The sequence below is a fragment of the Streptomyces chiangmaiensis genome, assembly GCF_036281785.1.
In the GTDB taxonomy this organism is placed as follows: domain Bacteria; phylum Actinomycetota; class Actinomycetes; order Streptomycetales; family Streptomycetaceae; genus Streptomyces; species Streptomyces chiangmaiensis.
This window is the reverse complement of sequence record NZ_JAYWVC010000003.1, coordinates 116,657-132,832: the sequence shown is the minus strand read 5'-3', so window position 1 is coordinate 132,832 and position 16,176 is coordinate 116,657. Positions and strand designations below refer to the sequence as shown.

The following is a 16,176-nucleotide window of genomic DNA, read 5'->3' as shown; positions in this document are numbered from 1 at the left end:
GGGTGTTGCTCCTCAGCGGTCGGTGGGTGCGGGTGCCGATGCGGGCGCGGATACGGGCTCGGGCTCAGGTTGGGGCCCGGGTTCGGGTTCGGCTATGACCGGAGCCCAGAGGAACGGCGGGTCGGGGATGCCGCGTCGCAGAACCGGGGCGATGTCGGACTGGAAGAGTTCGAGCGAGGCACGGTGCTGGGCGTGGGTGAGCCCGCCTGCGTCGGCGTGCAGGTGGAGCACGCTGTGTCCGAACTGCTCGTGGTAACGATGCACCTTGTCGATGACCTGTTGCGGGCTGCCGATCAGCGCCGAACTGCGTTCGACGAAGTCCTCCAGGGTGGCGAACACCGGCTCTACGCCCAGCCGTTTCTGGAACGCGAGATAGCCCTCGAACACCGGCCGGTACGCGGCGATCGCTTCCTGTGAGGTGCGGGCCGCGTAGTGGCCAGCCGTTCCCGCGCCGACGACGGCCCGGGCGGGGTCGTGGCCGTAGTGCTCCCAGCGCTCCCGGTAGTAGCGGATGAGTTCGGCGTACGGCTCGATCGGGTGGGTGACGTTGGCCGAGAAGAGCGGGTCCCCGTAGCGGGCGGCGAGGTCGACCGATTCCCGGCTGGTCGCGCTGCCGTGCCAGACCCGGATGGGGTGCTGGAGCGGTCTGGGCCACACCTCGGCGTCGGTCAGCTCGGGGCGGAAGCGAGGGGAGGCGCTCACCTTGTCCTGCCGCCAGATCCGGCGGAACAGCTCGTAGCTCTCGGCGTTGCGGTCCCACTGGTCCTCGGGAGTGACGTGGAACAGCTCGCGCTGGGCGGTGCCGTTGCCCTTGCCGATGATCAGGTCGAGTCGGCCCGCGGACAGGTGGTCCAGGGTCGCGTAGTCCTCGTACGCGCGTACCGGGTCGAGCAGGCTGAGGGTGGTGACGGCGGTGAACAGGCGGATCCGGGAGGTGAGCGCGGCGATATGGCTGAGCACGACGGGTGGTGAGGAGGAGATGAACGGCTGCTCGTGGCGTTCGCCGACGCCGAAGCCGTCGAATCCGAGTTCCTCGGCCAGCAGCGCGTTGTCGATCACCTCGCGGAAGCGCTCGTTGGTGGACTTCTGGACGCCGGTCACCGGATCCGGGGCGTGCACGATGAGGGTGATGGCCAGGAACTTCACGACGCCACCCGCCGGGTCTCCGCCTCCGCGCGGGCGTCGGGGTGTGGCAGGCCGAGGTGGTCGCGGAGTGTGGTGCCGGTGTAGTCGTGGCGGAACACGCCGCGTTCCTGGAGCAACGGGACGACGGTGTCGGCGAACTCGTCGAGGCCGCCGGGGGTGATGTGCGGGACCAGGATGAATCCGTCGGCGGCGTCCGTCTGGACGAAGTGGTTGATGGTCTCGGCGACGGTGGCCGGGGAGCCGATGAACGACTGGCGGCCGGTGGTCTCGATGACCAGCTCGCGGATCGACAGGTTCTCCGCCGTGGCGCGCTCGCGCCACTCCCTGGCGACGGCGAGCGGGTCGCGGAACATCCGGACGCTGGCCCGGCCGCGGGCGATGGTGTTCTCGCCGGGGTCCGGGTCGATGTCGGGGAGCGGGCCGTCCGGGTCGTAGGCGGAGAGGTCCCGGTTCCAGACGTGTTCGAGGTATTTGATCGCGGTCTGGCCGCTGACCTGTTGGCGTCGTACCTCGTGTGCCAGCTCTTGTGCCTCGGCGTCGGTGTCGCCGAGTACGAAGGTCGCTGCGGGCAGGATGAGCAGTTGGTCGTGGGTTCGGCCGTGGCGGGCGAGCCGTCCCTTGACGTCGGTGTAGAAGGCCCGGCCGGCCCCCAGGGTGCTGTGCCGGCTGAAGATGGCGTCGGCGCTGGAGGCGGCGAACTCGCGGCCCTCGTCGGAGTCGCCGGCCTGGAAGATCACCGGGCGGCCCTGCGGGCTGCGCGGGACGTTGAACTGGCCGGCGATGTCGAAGTGCTGTCCTCGGTGGACGAAGGCTCCGGCCTGCGCGTCCTTCAGGAAGATGCCGGACTCTTGATCGGCGACGATTTCGTCGCCGTGCCAGGAGTCGAACAGCTCGGTGGCGGTGGCGAGGAACTCCTTGGCCCTGGAGTAGCGCTGGTCCTGCGGGAGGAAGCCTCCGCGGCGGAAGTTCTCGCCGGTGAAGGCGTCCCAGGAGGTGACGACGTTCCAGGCGGCGCGTCCGCCGGAGAGGTGGTCCAGGCCGGCGAACTGGCGGGCCACCTCGTAGGGCTCGTTGAAGGTGGAGTTGATGGTGCCGGTCAGGCCGAGATGTTCGGTGACGGCGGCGAGAGCGGACAGGACCGTGAAGGTGTCGGGACGTCCCACCACGTCCAAGTCGTAGATCTGGCCGCCCTGTTCGCGCAGTCGCAGTCCCTCGGCGAGGAACAGGAAGTCGAACTTGGCTCGTTCGGCGGTCCGCGCGAAGTGCGCGAACGAACTGAACTCGATGTGGCTGCCCGCCCGTGGGTCGCTCCACACGGTGGTGTTGTTGACGCCGGGGAAGTGGGCCGCGAGATGGATCTGCTTCAGGGGCCTGCCCGTGGTCGGCTCGCTCGTGGCCGGTGTGCCCGTGATCGGTTTGCTCATGGTCGTACGACTCCTCCGGCTCAGGCGGTGGCGGCGGCGTAGCGGTTGGCGGGGCGGCCGAGCCCGAGCAGCCCGCGCAGGGTGTCCGCCTCGTAGGCATGCCGGAAGGCGCCTCGGCGTTGGAGTTCGGGCACCAGGGCCCGTGTGACCTGCTCCAGGTCATGACCGATGACTCCGGGGCGCAGCCGGAAACCGCTCAGGCCGGCCCGGCGCCACTCCAGCAGCAGGTCCGCCAACTGCAGGGGGCTACCCGCAAACACCTCGGCGTCGCTGGTGAAGGCGTAGCCCGCGAGGCCGTCCAGGCGGGCCTTGCGGTCCTCCGCCGCTGCGGGATCGTCGTCCAGGAACACGACCAGATCACCGAAGACGAGCAGCGGCTCCTCCGCCCGCCCCGCCGCGGTCCGGGCGGCACGGATCTCGGCGACGACGGCGCGGGCCTGGTCGGTGTCGTGCGGGGTGACGTAACCGATGTCGGCCGAACGGCCCACCAGTTGGTACGGCACGCTGTGGTGCGCGAGCGCGCTGACGACGGGCTGTCCTTGCGGCGGCCGAGGGGTGATCGAGGGTCCCTTGACGCTGAAGTGCCTGCCCTCGAAGTCGATGTAGTGCAGCTTGTCGCGGTCGATGAAGCGCCCGGTGGCGACGTCGCGGATCTCCGCGTCGTCCTCCCAGCTGTCCCACAGGCGGCGCACCACCTCGATGTAGTCGGCGGCCTCCTCGAAGAGGTCGGCGATGAGGTCCCGGCCGGCCGGGGTGTCCCAGTCCTCGACGCGGAGAGGCGGGAAGGTTCGGCGGCCGAAGTGCGCGGCCTCGTTCTGCCGTGCCGTCACCTGGACGCGCAGGCCCGCGCGGCCGGTGCTGACGTAGTCCAGGGTGGCGATCGCCTTGGAGATGTGGAACGGCTCGGTGTGGGTGGCGACCACGGTGGGCACCAGCCCGATGTGCCGGGTCAGCGGTGCGACCCGGGAGGCGACCAGCACCGCGTCCAGTCGGCCCCGGACCTGGTCGGTGCGCCCGTCCGGCTCCGTCAGGTGCGAGGACTGCAGCCCGAGCGAGTCCTCGAACGTCACGAAGTCGAGCAGGCCGCGTTCGGCCTCGGTCACGAGGTCGGCCCAGTAACCGGCGGTGAACAGGTCGCGAGGCCGGGCGCCCGGCTCGCGCCATGCAGCCGGGTGCCAACCGGTGCCGTCCAGCGCCACGGCAAGATGAAGAGGGGGATGTGCGGACACGAAAGGGTGCCTTCCTGGTGGACCGTATGTGATCACCAGCCCTCGTACAGAGGGCTCGATGGCGGGGAACAGGTCAGGAACGACAGAGGGCGCCGGCCACCCGTTGCAGATCGATGTGGGGCCGGGAGTACAGGCGGACGCAGCCGCGCGGGACGAGAGCCTCGGCAGCCGGGACGAGCACGCGGGAAACGGGGGACAACACCGTCACCTCCGCTCTTCCGGCTGTTTGTCCTGCTCGGAATGGGGTCTGCCGTGCTCCGGCATGGCAGACCCCATGTCGTCGCAGGCTAAGCGGAGTTGGACGGACGAAGGTGGAGAGCGTGTTGCGGTTCCATGAAACCGTCCGGAGGCTCCTGGCAGGGCTGCGCGGCGGCGCCGTCCGCGATGTGAACCGCCCAGTCCAGGATCTGCACGGCCGCCCCTGCGGCCTCCAGTCCTCGGCAGTGGGCATGGTGCCTGCGGGCGATGCCGTCCAGGTCGAGGTGTCGGCCGAAGGCGGGGTGGGCGGCCAGTCGCCGTGCGTAGGCCCACAGGTGCGGATGGCCGGCGATGCGGTGCACCGCGGCGGCGTCCAAGTGCAAGCGGTGCACTGTGTCGAGCTGGATCAGGGTCACCCACAACTGCACGTCGGCGGCGGTCATTTCGTCGCCCAGGATGAAGTCCTGGTGGGCGAGCCGCCACTCCAGTGAGCCCAGGACGCGGAGCAGGGAAGTGAGGGCGGTGTGGCGTGCCGTGGCGTCGGCGTCGGCCTGCCCGGCCTGCTGTGCGGCTTGGTTGATGCGGTCCTCGCAGAGGCGTCCGACGGCCTCGATCTCCTCCTCCTCGCCGTGCGGGTAGAGGGCGGGCCGGGCGGGCCCGTCACCGCCGAAGCGCCGGTCCAGGTCCCGGAGGATGTCCGGGGTGTGCGTGCTGACGATCCGTCCGGTCCAGGTGTCGCTCAACACCGGTGCGACGGCGGGTCCGGGATGCCGGTGTGAACTGGCCTCGTACATCGGGCGCAGAGCGGAGTGTTCACCGTCGGGCCTGTCGGGGACTGTCGGCAGCAGCACGACCGGGAGGGTCTCTTCCAGACCGAGCAGGCTGTGGGTGATGGCGATCCGCAGACAGTGAGGGCAGGACAGCGAGAGGTGGAGGCGGTAGCGGCGCGAGGCGGCGTAGTAGCCGCTGCTCGCGTCACGGCCGATCCTGCTTCGGAACGACGGCGGGGAGGGGAAGGACGGCACGGTGGTCAGGGGTGCGGCGGGCATGTTTCTCCCTGAGTCCGGGTCCGGCTTCTGGTTCTCAGAGGTGCGGCGGGCGGCGCACATGGGGTGATGGGCGCGCGGCGGCGTCGGCGCGTACCCGTTGCGCGGCGGGGATGCGGTGTCGGCGGGGTACCGCCGGTTCAGCGCAGAGGGCTCGCCGCGCTGCAGACACGCAGGAGATCGATGTGGCGGCGGGAGGTCAGGAGGAGCGACGGCCGGCCCGCGCGCACGGCGCGGTCGGCGGGCGGCTCCAGACGCTCCATCGTTTCCTACCAGTTCACTAGGGATCTCTGCTCTGGAGTGTCGGGCAGCCCTGATGCCACGTCAAGAGGGTCCTCCCCCGTCTCGCCCGCCGTCTCACATGATGAGCACGGGAGCTACGCCGCCAGGTCCGCCTCGCAGGAGACGAGCAGGGCGCGCACAGCCTCGACGGCTGCACCGGTCAGGGAGGGGTCGGAGCCCTGTCGCGCGAGGGCGCCGAGCCGGACCGGCGCAACCGCGGGGAAGTCCCGGCGCAGGGTGAGCCCGTCGGGGTTCTGCCCGCCGGGGACGGCGAGCAGCGCGGCGCCGAGCCCGGCACGGGCCGCGTCCAGGACGCCCGCGAGGAATCCGGCCTCGGCGACCACGGTGGCCGGAGTACGACGGGCGGCCAGTTCGGTGAGGGCGCGACGGCGAATGACGCACGGTGCGTTGACGGCGACCAACGGCAGCGGGTCGGTGGCGGGCGGCTTCCAGCCGGGGGCGGCGTACCAGCGCAGCGGGAGATCGCCCACGGGAGTGCCCTCTGCGGCGGCCGCCTCGGTGACGTAGACGGCGAGGTCGAGCTCACCGCGTTCGGCCGCCTCGCCGACGGCGTCTGGGTCAGCGAGCTCTGGGCAGTTCCACGGGCAGGCCGGCCCGCCGCCACGCCTGGAACCCGCCGTCCAGGTCCGTTGCCCGGTGCAGCCCCAGCTGCCGCAGCGACACCGCTGCGAGGCTGGACGCGTACCCCTCGTTGCACACCACCACGACGGTTCGGTAATGGTCGGTGACCTCCGGCGACCGGTGATCGCAGAGCGGATCGAGCCGCCACTCCAACTCGTTGCGCTCGACGACCAGCGCGCCGGGGATGGTGCCGTCGCGCTCGCGCAGCGCGGCGTAGCGGATGTCGACCAGCAGCGCACCGGAAGCGGCCGCTTCGGCGGCCTCCAGCGGGCCGAGCCGGTCCAGTTCCGAGCGGGCCTGCGCCAGCAGGGCGTCGATGCCCCGCACCGGTGTGCGTATCACGTCCACTCCTCCGGCTGCTCGACTGTCTCCAGCCGCAGCAGAGGCCCTGTACGGCTGTAGCGCCGGATCAGCGGCAGTGGTGGGTAGTAGACGTGGACGGAGACGGCGTGCGCTTCAGCGGAGAGGTTCAACACCTGGTGGACGTGGTGTGGGCCGAAGCCGCGCGCCTGCCCGGCGCCCAGCCGCCGCTCGCGGTCGATACCGTCGGCGAGTTCGAGCGTCCGCCACCCCTCGGTGGGAATCGGAGCAGCGAGGGACTGTTCGGTCAACTCGCCGTCCGCGGTGGCGAAGGCGCCCCGCGAGCCGCCGTGGTCGTGCCAGCCGGTGCCGGTGCCCGGTGGCCAGCCGATGAGCCACGCCTCGCTGCCGCCCGGAGCGTCGAGTCGGATCCAGGTACGGGCCTCGGGGTCCAGCGGGAGGGCGGCGACCAGCTCGCTGTCGGAGGCGGCACGGCGGGCGAAGTCGAGCAGTTCGGGGATCGTCGGGCCCGTACGGGTGAGACCGCCGGGCTCGGCTGCGGGCTCGGTCGGGGACGTGACTGCGAACGCAGAAAGAGAAGCGGTGGAAGACACAGGACCGTCCTGAGTGATCGCGAACGAGAAAGCACGGAGCGTGCCGCGCAAAGGGGAAGGAGAGAAGAGCCGGATCAGCAGGACGGACAACACACGCAGCCTGCATAGCGGACCAAGTCCACATGCACCCTCCGCCAGAAGCACAGACGGGTGTCAATCACGGCGCGCGGGCCGAATCGCGGGGCAAGGGTCATCGCGGAGTTCGGGAGCCCGCGAAGGGGACCTGGGCTGCAGGCTGGGCGGCTGCGTCCGCGGGCGTGGAGTCAGAAGGGGTGCGCGAAGCGCTCGTTGAAAGGGCGGTGGTGGGCGACGGGTGGGCCCACAGTCCCTGGGCTGCGAGGCGCGGCAGGACGTTCTCACCGAACCAGTAAGCCTCCTCCAGGTGCGGGTAACCGGAAAGCACGAACTCGTCGATGCCGAGCCGGTGGTACTCGGCGATCCGTTCGGCCACCTCGGTGTGGCTGCCGACCAGCGCCGTGCCGGCTCCGCCGCGCACCAGACCGATGCCGGCCCACAGGTTCGGGTGGATCTCAAGGCCGTCGCGGCCTCCGCCGTGCAGGGCGAGCATCCGCTTCTGCCCCTCGGACTCGCTGCGGGCGAGCCCGGCCTGTACGGCGGCGACGGTCTCGGGGTCGAAGCCGTCGAGGAGTCGCTGTGCCTCGGCCCATGCCTGCTCGGAGGTGTCGCGTGTGATGACGTGGAGGCGGATACCGAAGCGGATGTTCCGCCCCTCCTTCGCGGCCAGGGTCCGGATCCAGGCGATCTTCTCGGCGACGGCGGCGGGCGGCTCGCCCCACGTGAGATAGACGTCCGCGTGGCGGGCGGCGACTTCGCCCGCGGCGGGCGAGGAGCCACCGAAGTAGATCTCCGGCAGCGGGTCGGGCACCCGGGCGAGCCGCGCGTCCTCGATCCGGAGGTGCTCGCCCGCCAGATCCACGGTCCCGCCGTCCCACAGCGCGCGGACGATCTGAAGGAACTCGTCCGTGCGGGCGTAGCGGGCGTCCTTGTCGAGGAAGTCACCGTAGGCGCGCTGTTCGTGGCTCTCTCCGCCCGTGACCACGTTGAGCAGCAGCCGGCCGCCGGTCTGCCGCTGGAAGGTGGACGCCATCTGTGCGGCGAGTGTGGGCGAGACGAAACCGGGCCTGAAGGCGACCAGGAACTTCAGCCGCTCGGTGTGCTGGCTGACCATGGCGGTGGTCAGCCAGGCGTCCTCGCACCAGGCGCCGGTGGGGGTCAGCGCGCCGGTGAAGCCGAGGTCCTCGGCGGCGCGGGCGATCTGGGTGAGGTAGCCGATGCTCGGCGGCCGGTCACCTCCGGCCGCGGTGACCGGGGTGCCGTGGCCGCCTCCGACGATATGACGGCTGTCGCCGTTGGTGGGCAGGAACCAGTGGAAGGTGAGGCTCACTTCAGGCTCACGCCTTTCGCTCGTCGTGGTCGGCGGTCACGGTCAGGCTGCTCGTCCGGTGGCCGTCGGCAGGGCCGTACGGCTGCCGAGGGCTTCGGAGAACTGGTCGACGACCTGGGCGAGGGCCTCGGCCGGGCCCGGCGCGACGGTCAGGGTGCGGTCGTCGCCCACTGTGATGTCCTTGTCGAGCGTGAACCAGCCCTGGACGATGTGCGCGGCGCCCATGGAACTGAGCACCGGGCGCAGGGCGTAGTCGATCGCCAGGACGTGTGCCGTGGTCCCGCCGGTCGCCAGCGGCAGGACGGTCTTGCCGACCAGGGCGTACTGCGGCAGCAGGTCCAGCAGGGACTTCAGCAGCCCGGAGTAGGCGGCCTTGTAGACGGGGGTGCCGATCACAACCCCGTCTGCCCGCTCGAACAGGGTCGTGGCCTCGACGATCGCCGGATGCCGGAAGTCGGCGCCGAGCAGCGCCTCGGCGGGGATGGTGCGGACGTCCAGCGGGATCACCTTGTGCCCCTGCGCGATGAGCCGGTCGTCCAGGTGGCGCAGCAGCCGTGCGGTGCGGGAGGTGGCGGAGGGGCTTCCTGAGACGGAGAGGACAGTGGACATGAGGAGACCTTTCAGGAGTACCAAGTGGGTTGGGACGTTCGGGCCGTCCCCGCGCTGCACGCGGCCGTCGCGGTGTGCGTCATCGGGCCGTGTCCGTCCGTCGGGCGTAGCGGCTGGCGGGGCGGGGCAGGCCAAGGTGGTCGCGGAGGGTGCGGCCGGTGTAGTCGGTGCGGAAGATTCCGCGCTTGCGCAGCGGCGGTAGGAGTTCGTGGACCACGGCGGGCAGGTCGGCTGGGGCGGAGGCCGGGAGGAGGTGGAAGCCGTCGGTGCCGGCGGCCGCGTGCCAGTCGGCGAGCAGTCCGGCGAGGTCCGCGGCGGTGCCGGTGAAGCGCACTGTGTCGGCGGGTGGGAGTGAGTGTGGTCCCGGCCCGGCTCCGCCGCTGAGATCGACCGCGACGCGTACCAGCACCCGCAGCGCGTCCGGGTCGCGTCCGGCCTCCTCCGTCCGGTGCAGGAGCGCCGCACGGGCGAGCCGGACGGTGGCCGGCTGATCGACGTCCAGCAGTACGACGTCGGCGTGACCCGCGGCCAGTTCCCACTGCCCGTCCGAGTCGTGCACATCGAGGGCGACGGCGAGGGGCGGCCGCCCCTGCGGCGGGCGGGGGACCAGGGAGGGCCCGCGGACGGAGGAGTGCGGGCCGTCGAAGTCCATGGGGTGGAGCCGATCGCGGGCGGTGAAACGGCCGGTGGCGGCGTCCCGTATCTCTGCGTTGTCCTCCCAGCTGTCCCACAACCGGGCGGCGAACTCGGCGACGCCGGCCGCCTCGGCCCACAGCTCGGCGGCGGATGCCCGGGGGAGGCGGCCCACGGCGCGGGCCTCGGTGCTCGAGACGTCAACCTGCCAGCCGGCCCTGCCCTCGCTGACGAAGTCCAGGTTGGCAAGGGCGGTGGAGGTGTGGAAGGGCTCGGTGTGGGTGGTGGTCACGGTCGGGACAAGGCCGATCCGGCTGGTCACGGGGGCGACGCGGGCCAGTACGGCCACCGCGTCGAGCCGGTCGCCGCTGTCGCCGCTGCCGTCGGGTGGCGGCGCGGGGGTGTCGCCGACGGTGACGAAGTCCAGGGCGCCCTGCTCCGCGAGACGAACCAGGTCCGCCCATGGGGCGGCGGTGAGGGGAGCGGTGGGATCGGCGCCGGCGGGGTGGTGGCCGGTCCCGTTGAGTTCGACGGAGAGGTGGAGTTCGCGGGGCATGACCTCGTGTCCTGTACGAAGGAGTCCTGCGCGCCGGAACGAGTCCTGCACGGAGGCGTGAACAAGAGAGCGGAGGGACAGGGCGCGGAGGCGTGCGGCCTCCGCGCCGGGTCCGTTATTTGTTGGTCTTGGGCAGGCCGGGCGGGTTGATCTCGGACTTGGTCACGGCCTCGTCGGACAGGCCCCAGCGCTGAAGTACCTTCGCGTACGTACCGTTCTCGATGACCTCGTTGAGCGCGTCGGCGAGCGGCTTGACCAGGCCGCTGTCCTTCTTGGTGGTGGCCGCGATGAGGCCCTGGAGAGTGGAGCCGGCACCGGAGTACGTACCGACGACCTCCGTCTTCCCCGTGGTGGCCGCGTGGTAGGCGGCGGTGGGGTTGGGGCCGAGGTAGAGGTCGATGCGGCCGGACTGGAGGGCGAGGTAGGTGTCGCTGTCGTTCTGGTAGTATTTGATGTTCACCGGCTTGCGGCCGGCCTTCTCGTTCTCCTTGCTCCACTCGATCAGCAGCTTCTCCTGGTTGGTGCCGCTGCCCACGGCGACCGTCTTGCCCGCCACGTCCTCGGGCCCCGTGACCTTCAGACCGCTGCCCTTCTTCGCCTCGAAGCCGAGGTTGTCCTCGCGGTAGGTGGCGAAGTCGTACTTCTCCTTGCGCTCCTCGGTGACGGTGATGTTGCTGAAGCCGACGTCGTACTTGGCGCTGTCGAGGCCGACGAAGATGTTCTCCCAGGAGACCGTGTTGATGTGCAGCTTGAAGCCGAGCACGTCGGCGACCAGAGAGGCGATGTCGGGCTCGACGCCGATGATGGTCTTGTTGTCGGTGGCGAAGAAAGTCAGCGGCGCCGCGGAGCCGGACGAGTCGACGACTTCCAGAGTGCCTCTCTTGCGGATCTTCTCCGGGACCTCGGCGGCTATGGAGTCGACCTTGTCGGTGGTGATGCGGTCCTGGTCCGGGCTGATGTTGATCTTTGTCTTGCTGCCCGACGTGGCCGCGACCTCGGTCGTGCCGCCGTCGTCAGGGTTGCTGCAGGCTGCGAGGACGAGGGCAGCGGTCAGTCCCAGCGCGGCTGCAGTGGTGCGGCGGGTGATCGAGGTGGACACAGTCGTGCTCCTTGCTTGCGGAAAGGGGTGAGGGGGTGGTCAGAGGACCTTGGAGAGGAAGGCGCGGGTGCGCTCGTGCTGCGGGTCGTCCAGTACGGCCGCGGGTGGCCCCTGCTCCACGACGACACCGCCGTCCATGAACACCACGGTGTTGGCGACCTCGCGGGCGAAGCCGATCTCGTGGGTCACGACGATCATGGTGGTTCCGGTGCGGGCCAAGTCCTTGATGACGTCGAGGACTTCGCCGACCAGTTCCGGGTCGAGCGCCGAGGTGGGCTCGTCGAAGAGCAGCACCTTGGGTTGGAGGGCGAGCGCGCGGGCGATGGCCACGCGCTGCTGCTGGCCTCCGGACAGCTGCCGCGGGTAGGCGTCGGTCTTGTCGGCGAGTCCGACCCGGTCCAGCAGCCGGCGGGCGGTTTCCTCCGCTTCCTTGCGCGGGCCGCGCAGCGCGGAGACGGGGGCCTCGACGAGGTTCTCCAGCACCGTCAGGTGCGGGAAGAGGTTGAAGTTCTGGAAGACGAACCCGATGTGGGTGCGCTGCTTCAGAACGTCCTTCTCCTTCAGTTCGTGCAGCTTGCCGCCGGAGCGTCGGTAGCCGATGAGGTCGCCGTCGATGCTGATCCAACCGCGGTTGACCTTCTCCAGGTGGTTGATGGTGCGCAGCAGCGTGGATTTTCCGGAGCCGGACGGGCCGAGGATCACGGTGACCTCGCCGGCGCGGACCTGGAGGTCGACGCCGCGCAGCACCTCCAGCGGGCCGAAGCTCTTGTGGACGCCGTGGACGTCCACCATCACGTCGTCGGCCGTCGGCTTCGCGTCCTTGACGCCGGCCACCGTCACGTCGCTCATCGGCTGTCTCCCAAGGGCTTCAGGGGTACGACGGGCTGGTTGCGCTGGGCGGCCGCCGCGCGCAGGGTGCGTACGAAGCGCCGGGCGCGCTGGATCGGGGTGGGCGGCGGGGTGCGGTTGGCGCCTCGGGCGTAGCGGCGCTCCACGTAGTACTGCGCGATCGACAGCAGGGAGGTGAGGACCACGTACCAGGCGGTGGCGACCAGCAGCAGCGGGATCACCCGGCCGTTGCGGCCGTAGATGACCTGCACCTGGTAGAACAGCTCGCCGATGGACATCACGTAGACCACCGAGGTGCCCTTGAGCAGGCCGATGATCTCGTTGCCGGCCGTGGGCAGGATGGCGCGCATGGCCTGCGGCAGCACGATCCGGCGGATCTGCCGCAGTCGGGGGATGCCCAGCGCGGCGGCGGCCTCCAGCTGTCCGTGGTCGACGGCGATGACGCCGCCGCGCACGATCTCGGCGGCGTAGGCGGCCTGGTGCAGCGTCAGCCCGATGATGGCCGCGCCCATGGTGCCGATGATGCTGTTGCTGTCGACGGACCAGAACACCGGGCCGAAGGGGATGCCGAAGCCCAACTCCTCGTACAGCGCACTCAGGTTGAACCAGAAAACCAGCTGGACGATCATCGGGATGGACCGGAAGATCCAGATGTAGGTCCAGGCGACGGTCTGCAGCACCGGGCTGCGCGACAGCCGCATGAACGCCAGCACGGTGCCGAGGAGGAAGCCCAGCACGGTGGCGTAGGCGGTGAGCTGGAGGGTCACCCACACCGCCTGGACGATCGTCTCGGAGAGCACGTAGTCGCGGAAGACGCCCCACTCCCAGACAGGGTTGGTGGCCAGCCCGTGCACGAACTGGGCGACCAGCACGATCACGGCGACGGCCGCAACCCAGCGGGCGTAGTGGCGGGCGGGGACGACCTTGAGAGAGGCCGGGTCGTCCGGAGAGGGCGGGGCCCCCGGGCCGGTGCCCGGGGAGGCCGCGCCGGGTGGCGCGGCGGCGGAATCGGTGGTGAGTCCCATCGTGGCGTTCCTGCTTGCTCGTTACGTGTGCTCGGGCGGGTTGATCCGCGACGTGTCGATCGCGGAGGGGGAGGTGCCCCACTTCTTGAGGATCCGGGCGTATGTGCCGTCCTTGATCAGCTCGTTGACAGCGGCCTGGAACGCCTTGGTGAGCGGCGAGCCTTTCTTGAAGGCGAATCCGACGTCGAGGCGGTGGTACTCACCGAGGAAGGTGGTCTGCGAGGCGGGCTGTGCCGCCTGGTAGCGCAGGCCGTTGATGGTCGACATGATCACGTCGATCCGGCCCTGCTGGAGCGCGGTGACAGTGGCCCCGTTCTCCGAGTAGACCTTCACGTCGTACGGCTTCTTGCCCGCCTTGGCGCACACCCCCTTCTGCGCGGTGAGGGTCGCCTCGAAGGTGGTGCCGGCGCCGGTGCCGATGGTCAGCCCGCACAGCTGGGTGAGGTCGGTGACCTTGGTCTTGAGTGCGGTGTTGCCCTTCTTCACCGCGAAGCCCTGACCGTCGTTGATGTAGGTGACGAAGTCGACGGTCTTCAGGCGTTCGGTGGTGACCCCGAAGTTCCCGGTGCCGACGTCGTACTTGCCGCTGCCGAGGGCGGGCAGGATCGTCTCGAAGGAGGCGTCCTGCCGCTCCAGCTTCACGCCGAGGACCTTGGCCACCGCGTCGGCGAGGTCGATGTCCTGTCCGGCGGGTGGCTTGTCCTGCCCGTTCGGGTAGTACGCCCCGGGCGGGAACCCGATCGAGCTGCCGACCCGCAGCGTGCCGGACTCGCGTACGTCGGCGGGCAGCAGGGCGGCGACGGAGCCCACCTTGCGTACGCCGGCGACCGGGTCGTCGGTCGGCACTGGGGACGCCTGAGCGCCCGCCGGTGTGGTGCCGGAAGTGTCGCCGGAGCCGCAGGAGGTCAGCGCCAGTACGGGTAGCAGCGCAATGGTGGCGGCTTTGCGCAGACGTGTTCTGATGCCACGGACGCTCACAGGCTGGCTGCCTTTCCTTGGTGTGTTACGACCGGCAGGTGCTTTTCGAAAGGCAGCGGGCCGATGGTTTCCGGGTCGGCCGCGGTGTCGAACAGGGGGGTGTAACCGGTGGCCAGGTACAGGCCGCGGGCCTCGGGCTGGCGCGGACCGGTGGTCAGGTAGATCCGCCGGTGGCCGCGGGCGCTCGCCTCACGCTCCAACTCGGCGACGACACGGCGGGCCAGGCCCCGCCGACGGTGGGCGGAGTGCGTCCAGATCCGCTTCAGCTCGGCCGTGGTCGCGTCGTACCGGCGGAAGGCGCCGCCCGCAACCGCCTCGCCACGTTCGAGGAGCAGGAGCAGCACGCCGCCGTACGGCGCGGTGAACTCCTCGTCCGGATAGCGGGCCAGTTCGGCGTGCGCGTCCTTGCCGTAGCGTCGTGAGTACTCGTCGCCGAGTTCGCGCAGCAGTGGCTGCACTCTCGGGTCAGCGACGGTGACCTGAGCGATCGCCAGTTCGGGCGCGGACGTCATCCGTTCACCGCCGCCAGGTTCTGCGTGCCGCGCGCCGCCCGTTCGGCGTCGCGCCTCGCGACCTCCTCGCGGACGATCGGGATCACGTACCGGCCGAAGTCGATCGCGTCGCCCAGCAGGTCGTAGCCGCGGGCGGAGAGGATGTCGACGCCGAGGTCGTAGTAGTCGAGAAGCGCCTGGGCCACCGTCTCGGGCGTGCCGACCAGGGCGTTGGAGTTGCCCGCGCCACCGGTGGCGGCGGCCGTCGGGGTCCACAGGGCGCGGTCGTAGCGCTCCCCCGCCTCGGCGATGGCGATCAGCCGCTGAGAGCCGGTGTTCTGTGGCTGGGCGTGCCCGTTGTGGCGCTTGGTGATCGCCTCGCCCTTCTCCTTGCCGGCCTTGATCGCGCCGACCGTGCGGTGGGCCTTCTCCCAGGCCAGCTCCTCGGTCGGGGCGATGATCGGGCGGAACGCCACCTGGATGCGGGGCACGTCGGTGCGGCCCGCGGCCTTCGCTGCGGCCTTCACGGCCTCGATCTGCTCAGCGGTCTTAGCGAGCGGCTCGCCCCAGAGGCAGTAGATGTCGGCCTCGGCGCCTCCCGCGGCGTACGCGGCGGGGGACGAGCCGCCGAACGACACGTTCGGGCGGGGCTGTTGGGCCGGGAAGACGTCGCTGACGAAGTCGTGGAAGCGGTAGTGCTCGCCTTCGTGGTCGAAGGGCTCGTGGGTGGTCCAGATCTTCTTGACGATCCGGATGTACTCACGGGTGCGGGCGTAGCGCTCGTCCTTGGTGAGTGTGTCGCCCTCACGGCCCTGCTCGCGGTCGTTGCCGCCGGTGATGAAGTGCACGGTCAGCCGGCCCTCGCTGATCTGGTCGAGGGTGGCGAAGGTCTTCGCGGCGAAGGTCGGGTACGAGACGTTGGGCCGGTGGGCGAGCAGGATCTGCAGGCGATCCAGCCTGCTCGCGATGTAGGCGGCGGCCGGCGCGGGATCCGGCGATCCGGAACCGTAGGCGAACAGCACCCGGTCCCAATCGTGGTCCTCGTGCGCCCTGGCGAGACGGAGCGTGTACTCCTTGTCGAAGGCGGCGCCTGAGCGCTGGGTGGTTTCGGATCCGTCGTGGGTGGCGGCGATGCCAAGGAACTCCACGGGCATGGGAGATGGCCTTCCTCAAGTCTTCCAAGTCCTCTGGGGCCGTGCCGTGGGCAGCACGCGGGCACGGCGGAGCAGCCCTCGGTGCGGCCGGGCGTGACGGCGCTTCAGGGCGCTGGGAAACAGGTGGTGAACGGATGTGACGACGCCGGGGCAGGTGCCTCGGGTGAGGTCGGGCGGCGGCAGCAGCGCGTGTCAGGTCTCGCAAACGCGTCCGTACGCGGATTCAGCGCGTGTTGAGCGCATGCGTGCGACGGTGCTGCGAGGGGAGCAACTCGGCCCGCGACGGGGTCACCGAGGGAGGGAAAGGGCCGGTCAGACGGCCCGCTGCCGCGTCAAGCGCAACACGCGGCGGACCACACCCGACCGAAGTCGATGTGGTCACGGGTGACCAGGCGCTGCTCGGCATTCATGCGACTAATTGAGCAGTACATCTCGCCTCTCGTCAACTACGGCCCGGATACCGGACCGGCGCCCAGCAGTTCCTGTGCGTGGTTGA

The 16,176-nt window shown here is 70.4% G+C and carries 18 protein-coding genes and 1 pseudogene; all 19 read right to left on the bottom strand.

The window, feature by feature from the left end; translation table 11 throughout:
• Positions 1 to 12 precede the first annotated feature (12 nt).
• Entirely contained in the window at positions 13 to 1,146 is a 1,134-nt protein-coding gene (locus VXC91_RS02255; RefSeq protein ID WP_329504654.1) for an LLM class flavin-dependent oxidoreductase, read from the bottom strand.
• Positions 1,143 to 2,570: an NtaA/DmoA family FMN-dependent monooxygenase gene (locus VXC91_RS02250; protein WP_329504653.1), complete on the bottom strand. Its 1,428-nt coding sequence runs from the start codon at positions 2,568 to 2,570 to the stop codon at positions 1,143 to 1,145. Before VXC91_RS02250 ends, VXC91_RS02255 begins: the two co-directional genes overlap by 4 nt.
• A 20-nt stretch (positions 2,571 to 2,590) precedes the next feature.
• Positions 2,591 to 3,799 (bottom strand): LLM class flavin-dependent oxidoreductase, encoded by a 1,209-nt coding sequence (locus VXC91_RS02245; RefSeq protein ID WP_329504652.1) that lies wholly within the window; start codon positions 3,797 to 3,799, stop codon positions 2,591 to 2,593.
• A gap of 73 nt (positions 3,800 to 3,872) precedes the next feature.
• On the bottom strand, positions 3,873 to 3,980 hold the full coding sequence (locus tag VXC91_RS46910) for a putative leader peptide (RefSeq protein ID WP_408057320.1): 108 nt from the start codon (positions 3,978 to 3,980) through the stop codon (positions 3,873 to 3,875).
• 106 nt (positions 3,981 to 4,086) lie between these two features.
• The gene (locus tag VXC91_RS02240) at positions 4,087 to 5,046 is read right to left on the bottom strand and encodes a glutathione S-transferase C-terminal domain-containing protein (RefSeq protein WP_329504650.1); all 960 of its coding nucleotides are present in this window, start codon (positions 5,044 to 5,046) and stop codon (positions 4,087 to 4,089) included.
• A gap of 137 nt (positions 5,047 to 5,183) precedes the next feature.
• Positions 5,184 to 5,306, bottom strand: coding sequence for a hypothetical protein (locus tag VXC91_RS02235; protein ID WP_329504649.1), 123 nt, complete (start codon positions 5,304 to 5,306; stop codon positions 5,184 to 5,186).
• Positions 5,307 to 5,420: 114 nt separating this feature from the next.
• Positions 5,421 to 5,849: pseudogene (locus VXC91_RS02230) on the bottom strand (LysR family transcriptional regulator); the annotation flags it as partial.
• A 55-nt stretch (positions 5,850 to 5,904) separates the two neighbouring features.
• The gene (locus tag VXC91_RS02225) at positions 5,905 to 6,309 is read right to left on the bottom strand and encodes a rhodanese-like domain-containing protein (protein ID WP_408057316.1); all 405 of its coding nucleotides are present in this window, start codon (positions 6,307 to 6,309) and stop codon (positions 5,905 to 5,907) included.
• A complete protein-coding gene (locus tag VXC91_RS02220) occupies positions 6,306 to 6,881 on the bottom strand; it encodes a cupin domain-containing protein (protein WP_408057315.1) in 576 nt (191 codons plus the stop codon). Before VXC91_RS02220 ends, VXC91_RS02225 begins: the two co-directional genes overlap by 4 nt.
• Positions 6,882 to 6,955: 74 nt before the next feature.
• Positions 6,956 to 7,075, bottom strand: a complete 120-nt coding sequence (locus VXC91_RS02215; protein WP_329504645.1) for a putative leader peptide — start codon at positions 7,073 to 7,075, stop codon at positions 6,956 to 6,958.
• Positions 7,072 to 8,286: an LLM class flavin-dependent oxidoreductase gene (locus tag VXC91_RS02210; protein ID WP_329504644.1), complete on the bottom strand. Its 1,215-nt coding sequence runs from the start codon at positions 8,284 to 8,286 to the stop codon at positions 7,072 to 7,074. The genes VXC91_RS02215 and VXC91_RS02210 overlap by 4 nt, the downstream gene beginning before the upstream one ends.
• 42 nt (positions 8,287 to 8,328) lie before the next feature.
• Positions 8,329 to 8,895, bottom strand: a complete 567-nt coding sequence (ssuE, locus tag VXC91_RS02205; protein ID WP_329504643.1) for an NADPH-dependent FMN reductase — start codon at positions 8,893 to 8,895, stop codon at positions 8,329 to 8,331.
• 79 nt (positions 8,896 to 8,974) lie between these two features.
• The gene (locus VXC91_RS02200) at positions 8,975 to 10,084 is read right to left on the bottom strand and encodes an LLM class flavin-dependent oxidoreductase (protein ID WP_329504641.1); all 1,110 of its coding nucleotides are present in this window, start codon (positions 10,082 to 10,084) and stop codon (positions 8,975 to 8,977) included.
• A 115-nt stretch (positions 10,085 to 10,199) separates the two neighbouring features.
• Positions 10,200 to 11,183 carry an ABC transporter substrate-binding protein gene (locus tag VXC91_RS02195; protein ID WP_329504640.1) on the bottom strand — a complete coding sequence of 328 codons (984 nt, stop codon included), beginning with the start codon at positions 11,181 to 11,183 and terminating at the stop codon, positions 10,200 to 10,202.
• A gap of 39 nt (positions 11,184 to 11,222) precedes the next feature.
• On the bottom strand, positions 11,223 to 11,975 hold the full coding sequence (locus VXC91_RS02190) for an amino acid ABC transporter ATP-binding protein (RefSeq protein ID WP_408057319.1): 753 nt from the start codon (positions 11,973 to 11,975) through the stop codon (positions 11,223 to 11,225).
• Positions 11,976 to 12,028: 53 nt separating this feature from the next.
• The gene (locus VXC91_RS02185; protein ID WP_329504637.1) at positions 12,029 to 13,057 is read right to left on the bottom strand and encodes an amino acid ABC transporter permease; all 1,029 of its coding nucleotides are present in this window, start codon (positions 13,055 to 13,057) and stop codon (positions 12,029 to 12,031) included.
• 21 nt (positions 13,058 to 13,078) lie between these two features.
• Positions 13,079 to 14,035, bottom strand: coding sequence for an ABC transporter substrate-binding protein (locus tag VXC91_RS02180; protein WP_329504636.1), 957 nt, complete (start codon positions 14,033 to 14,035; stop codon positions 13,079 to 13,081).
• Complete coding sequence (locus VXC91_RS02175; protein WP_329504635.1) at positions 14,032 to 14,547, bottom strand: GNAT family N-acetyltransferase; 516 nt, start codon at positions 14,545 to 14,547, stop codon at positions 14,032 to 14,034. The genes VXC91_RS02180 and VXC91_RS02175 overlap by 4 nt, the downstream gene beginning before the upstream one ends.
• Positions 14,544 to 15,680 (bottom strand): LLM class flavin-dependent oxidoreductase, encoded by a 1,137-nt coding sequence (locus VXC91_RS02170; RefSeq protein WP_329504634.1) that lies wholly within the window; start codon positions 15,678 to 15,680, stop codon positions 14,544 to 14,546. Before VXC91_RS02170 ends, VXC91_RS02175 begins: the two co-directional genes overlap by 4 nt.
• Positions 15,681 to 16,176 lie beyond the last annotated feature (496 nt).

Excerpts from the sequence above, each read along its gene's own strand:
- VXC91_RS02250 (WP_329504653.1), bottom strand. The coding sequence starts at position 2,570 with ATGAGCAAACCGATCACGGGCACACCGGCCACGAGCGAGCCGACCACG.
- VXC91_RS02170 (WP_329504634.1), bottom strand. The coding sequence starts at position 15,680 with ATGCCCGTGGAGTTCCTTGGCATCGCCGCCACCCACGACGGATCCGAA.
- VXC91_RS02215 (WP_329504645.1), bottom strand. The coding sequence starts at position 7,075 with ATGACCCTTGCCCCGCGATTCGGCCCGCGCGCCGTGATTGACACCCGT.
- VXC91_RS02185 (WP_329504637.1), bottom strand. The coding sequence starts at position 13,057 with ATGGGACTCACCACCGATTCCGCCGCCGCGCCACCCGGCGCGGCCTCC.
- ssuE (WP_329504643.1), bottom strand. The coding sequence starts at position 8,895 with ATGTCCACTGTCCTCTCCGTCTCAGGAAGCCCCTCCGCCACCTCCCGC.
- VXC91_RS02190 (WP_408057319.1), bottom strand. The coding sequence starts at position 11,975 with ATGGTGGACGTCCACGGCGTCCACAAGAGCTTCGGCCCGCTGGAGGTG.
- VXC91_RS02175 (WP_329504635.1), bottom strand. The coding sequence starts at position 14,547 with ATGACGTCCGCGCCCGAACTGGCGATCGCTCAGGTCACCGTCGCTGAC.
- VXC91_RS02240 (WP_329504650.1), bottom strand. The coding sequence starts at position 5,046 with ATGCCCGCCGCACCCCTGACCACCGTGCCGTCCTTCCCCTCCCCGCCG.
- VXC91_RS02200 (WP_329504641.1), bottom strand. The coding sequence starts at position 10,084 with ATGCCCCGCGAACTCCACCTCTCCGTCGAACTCAACGGGACCGGCCAC.
- VXC91_RS02235 (WP_329504649.1), bottom strand. The coding sequence starts at position 5,306 with ATGGAGCGTCTGGAGCCGCCCGCCGACCGCGCCGTGCGCGCGGGCCGG.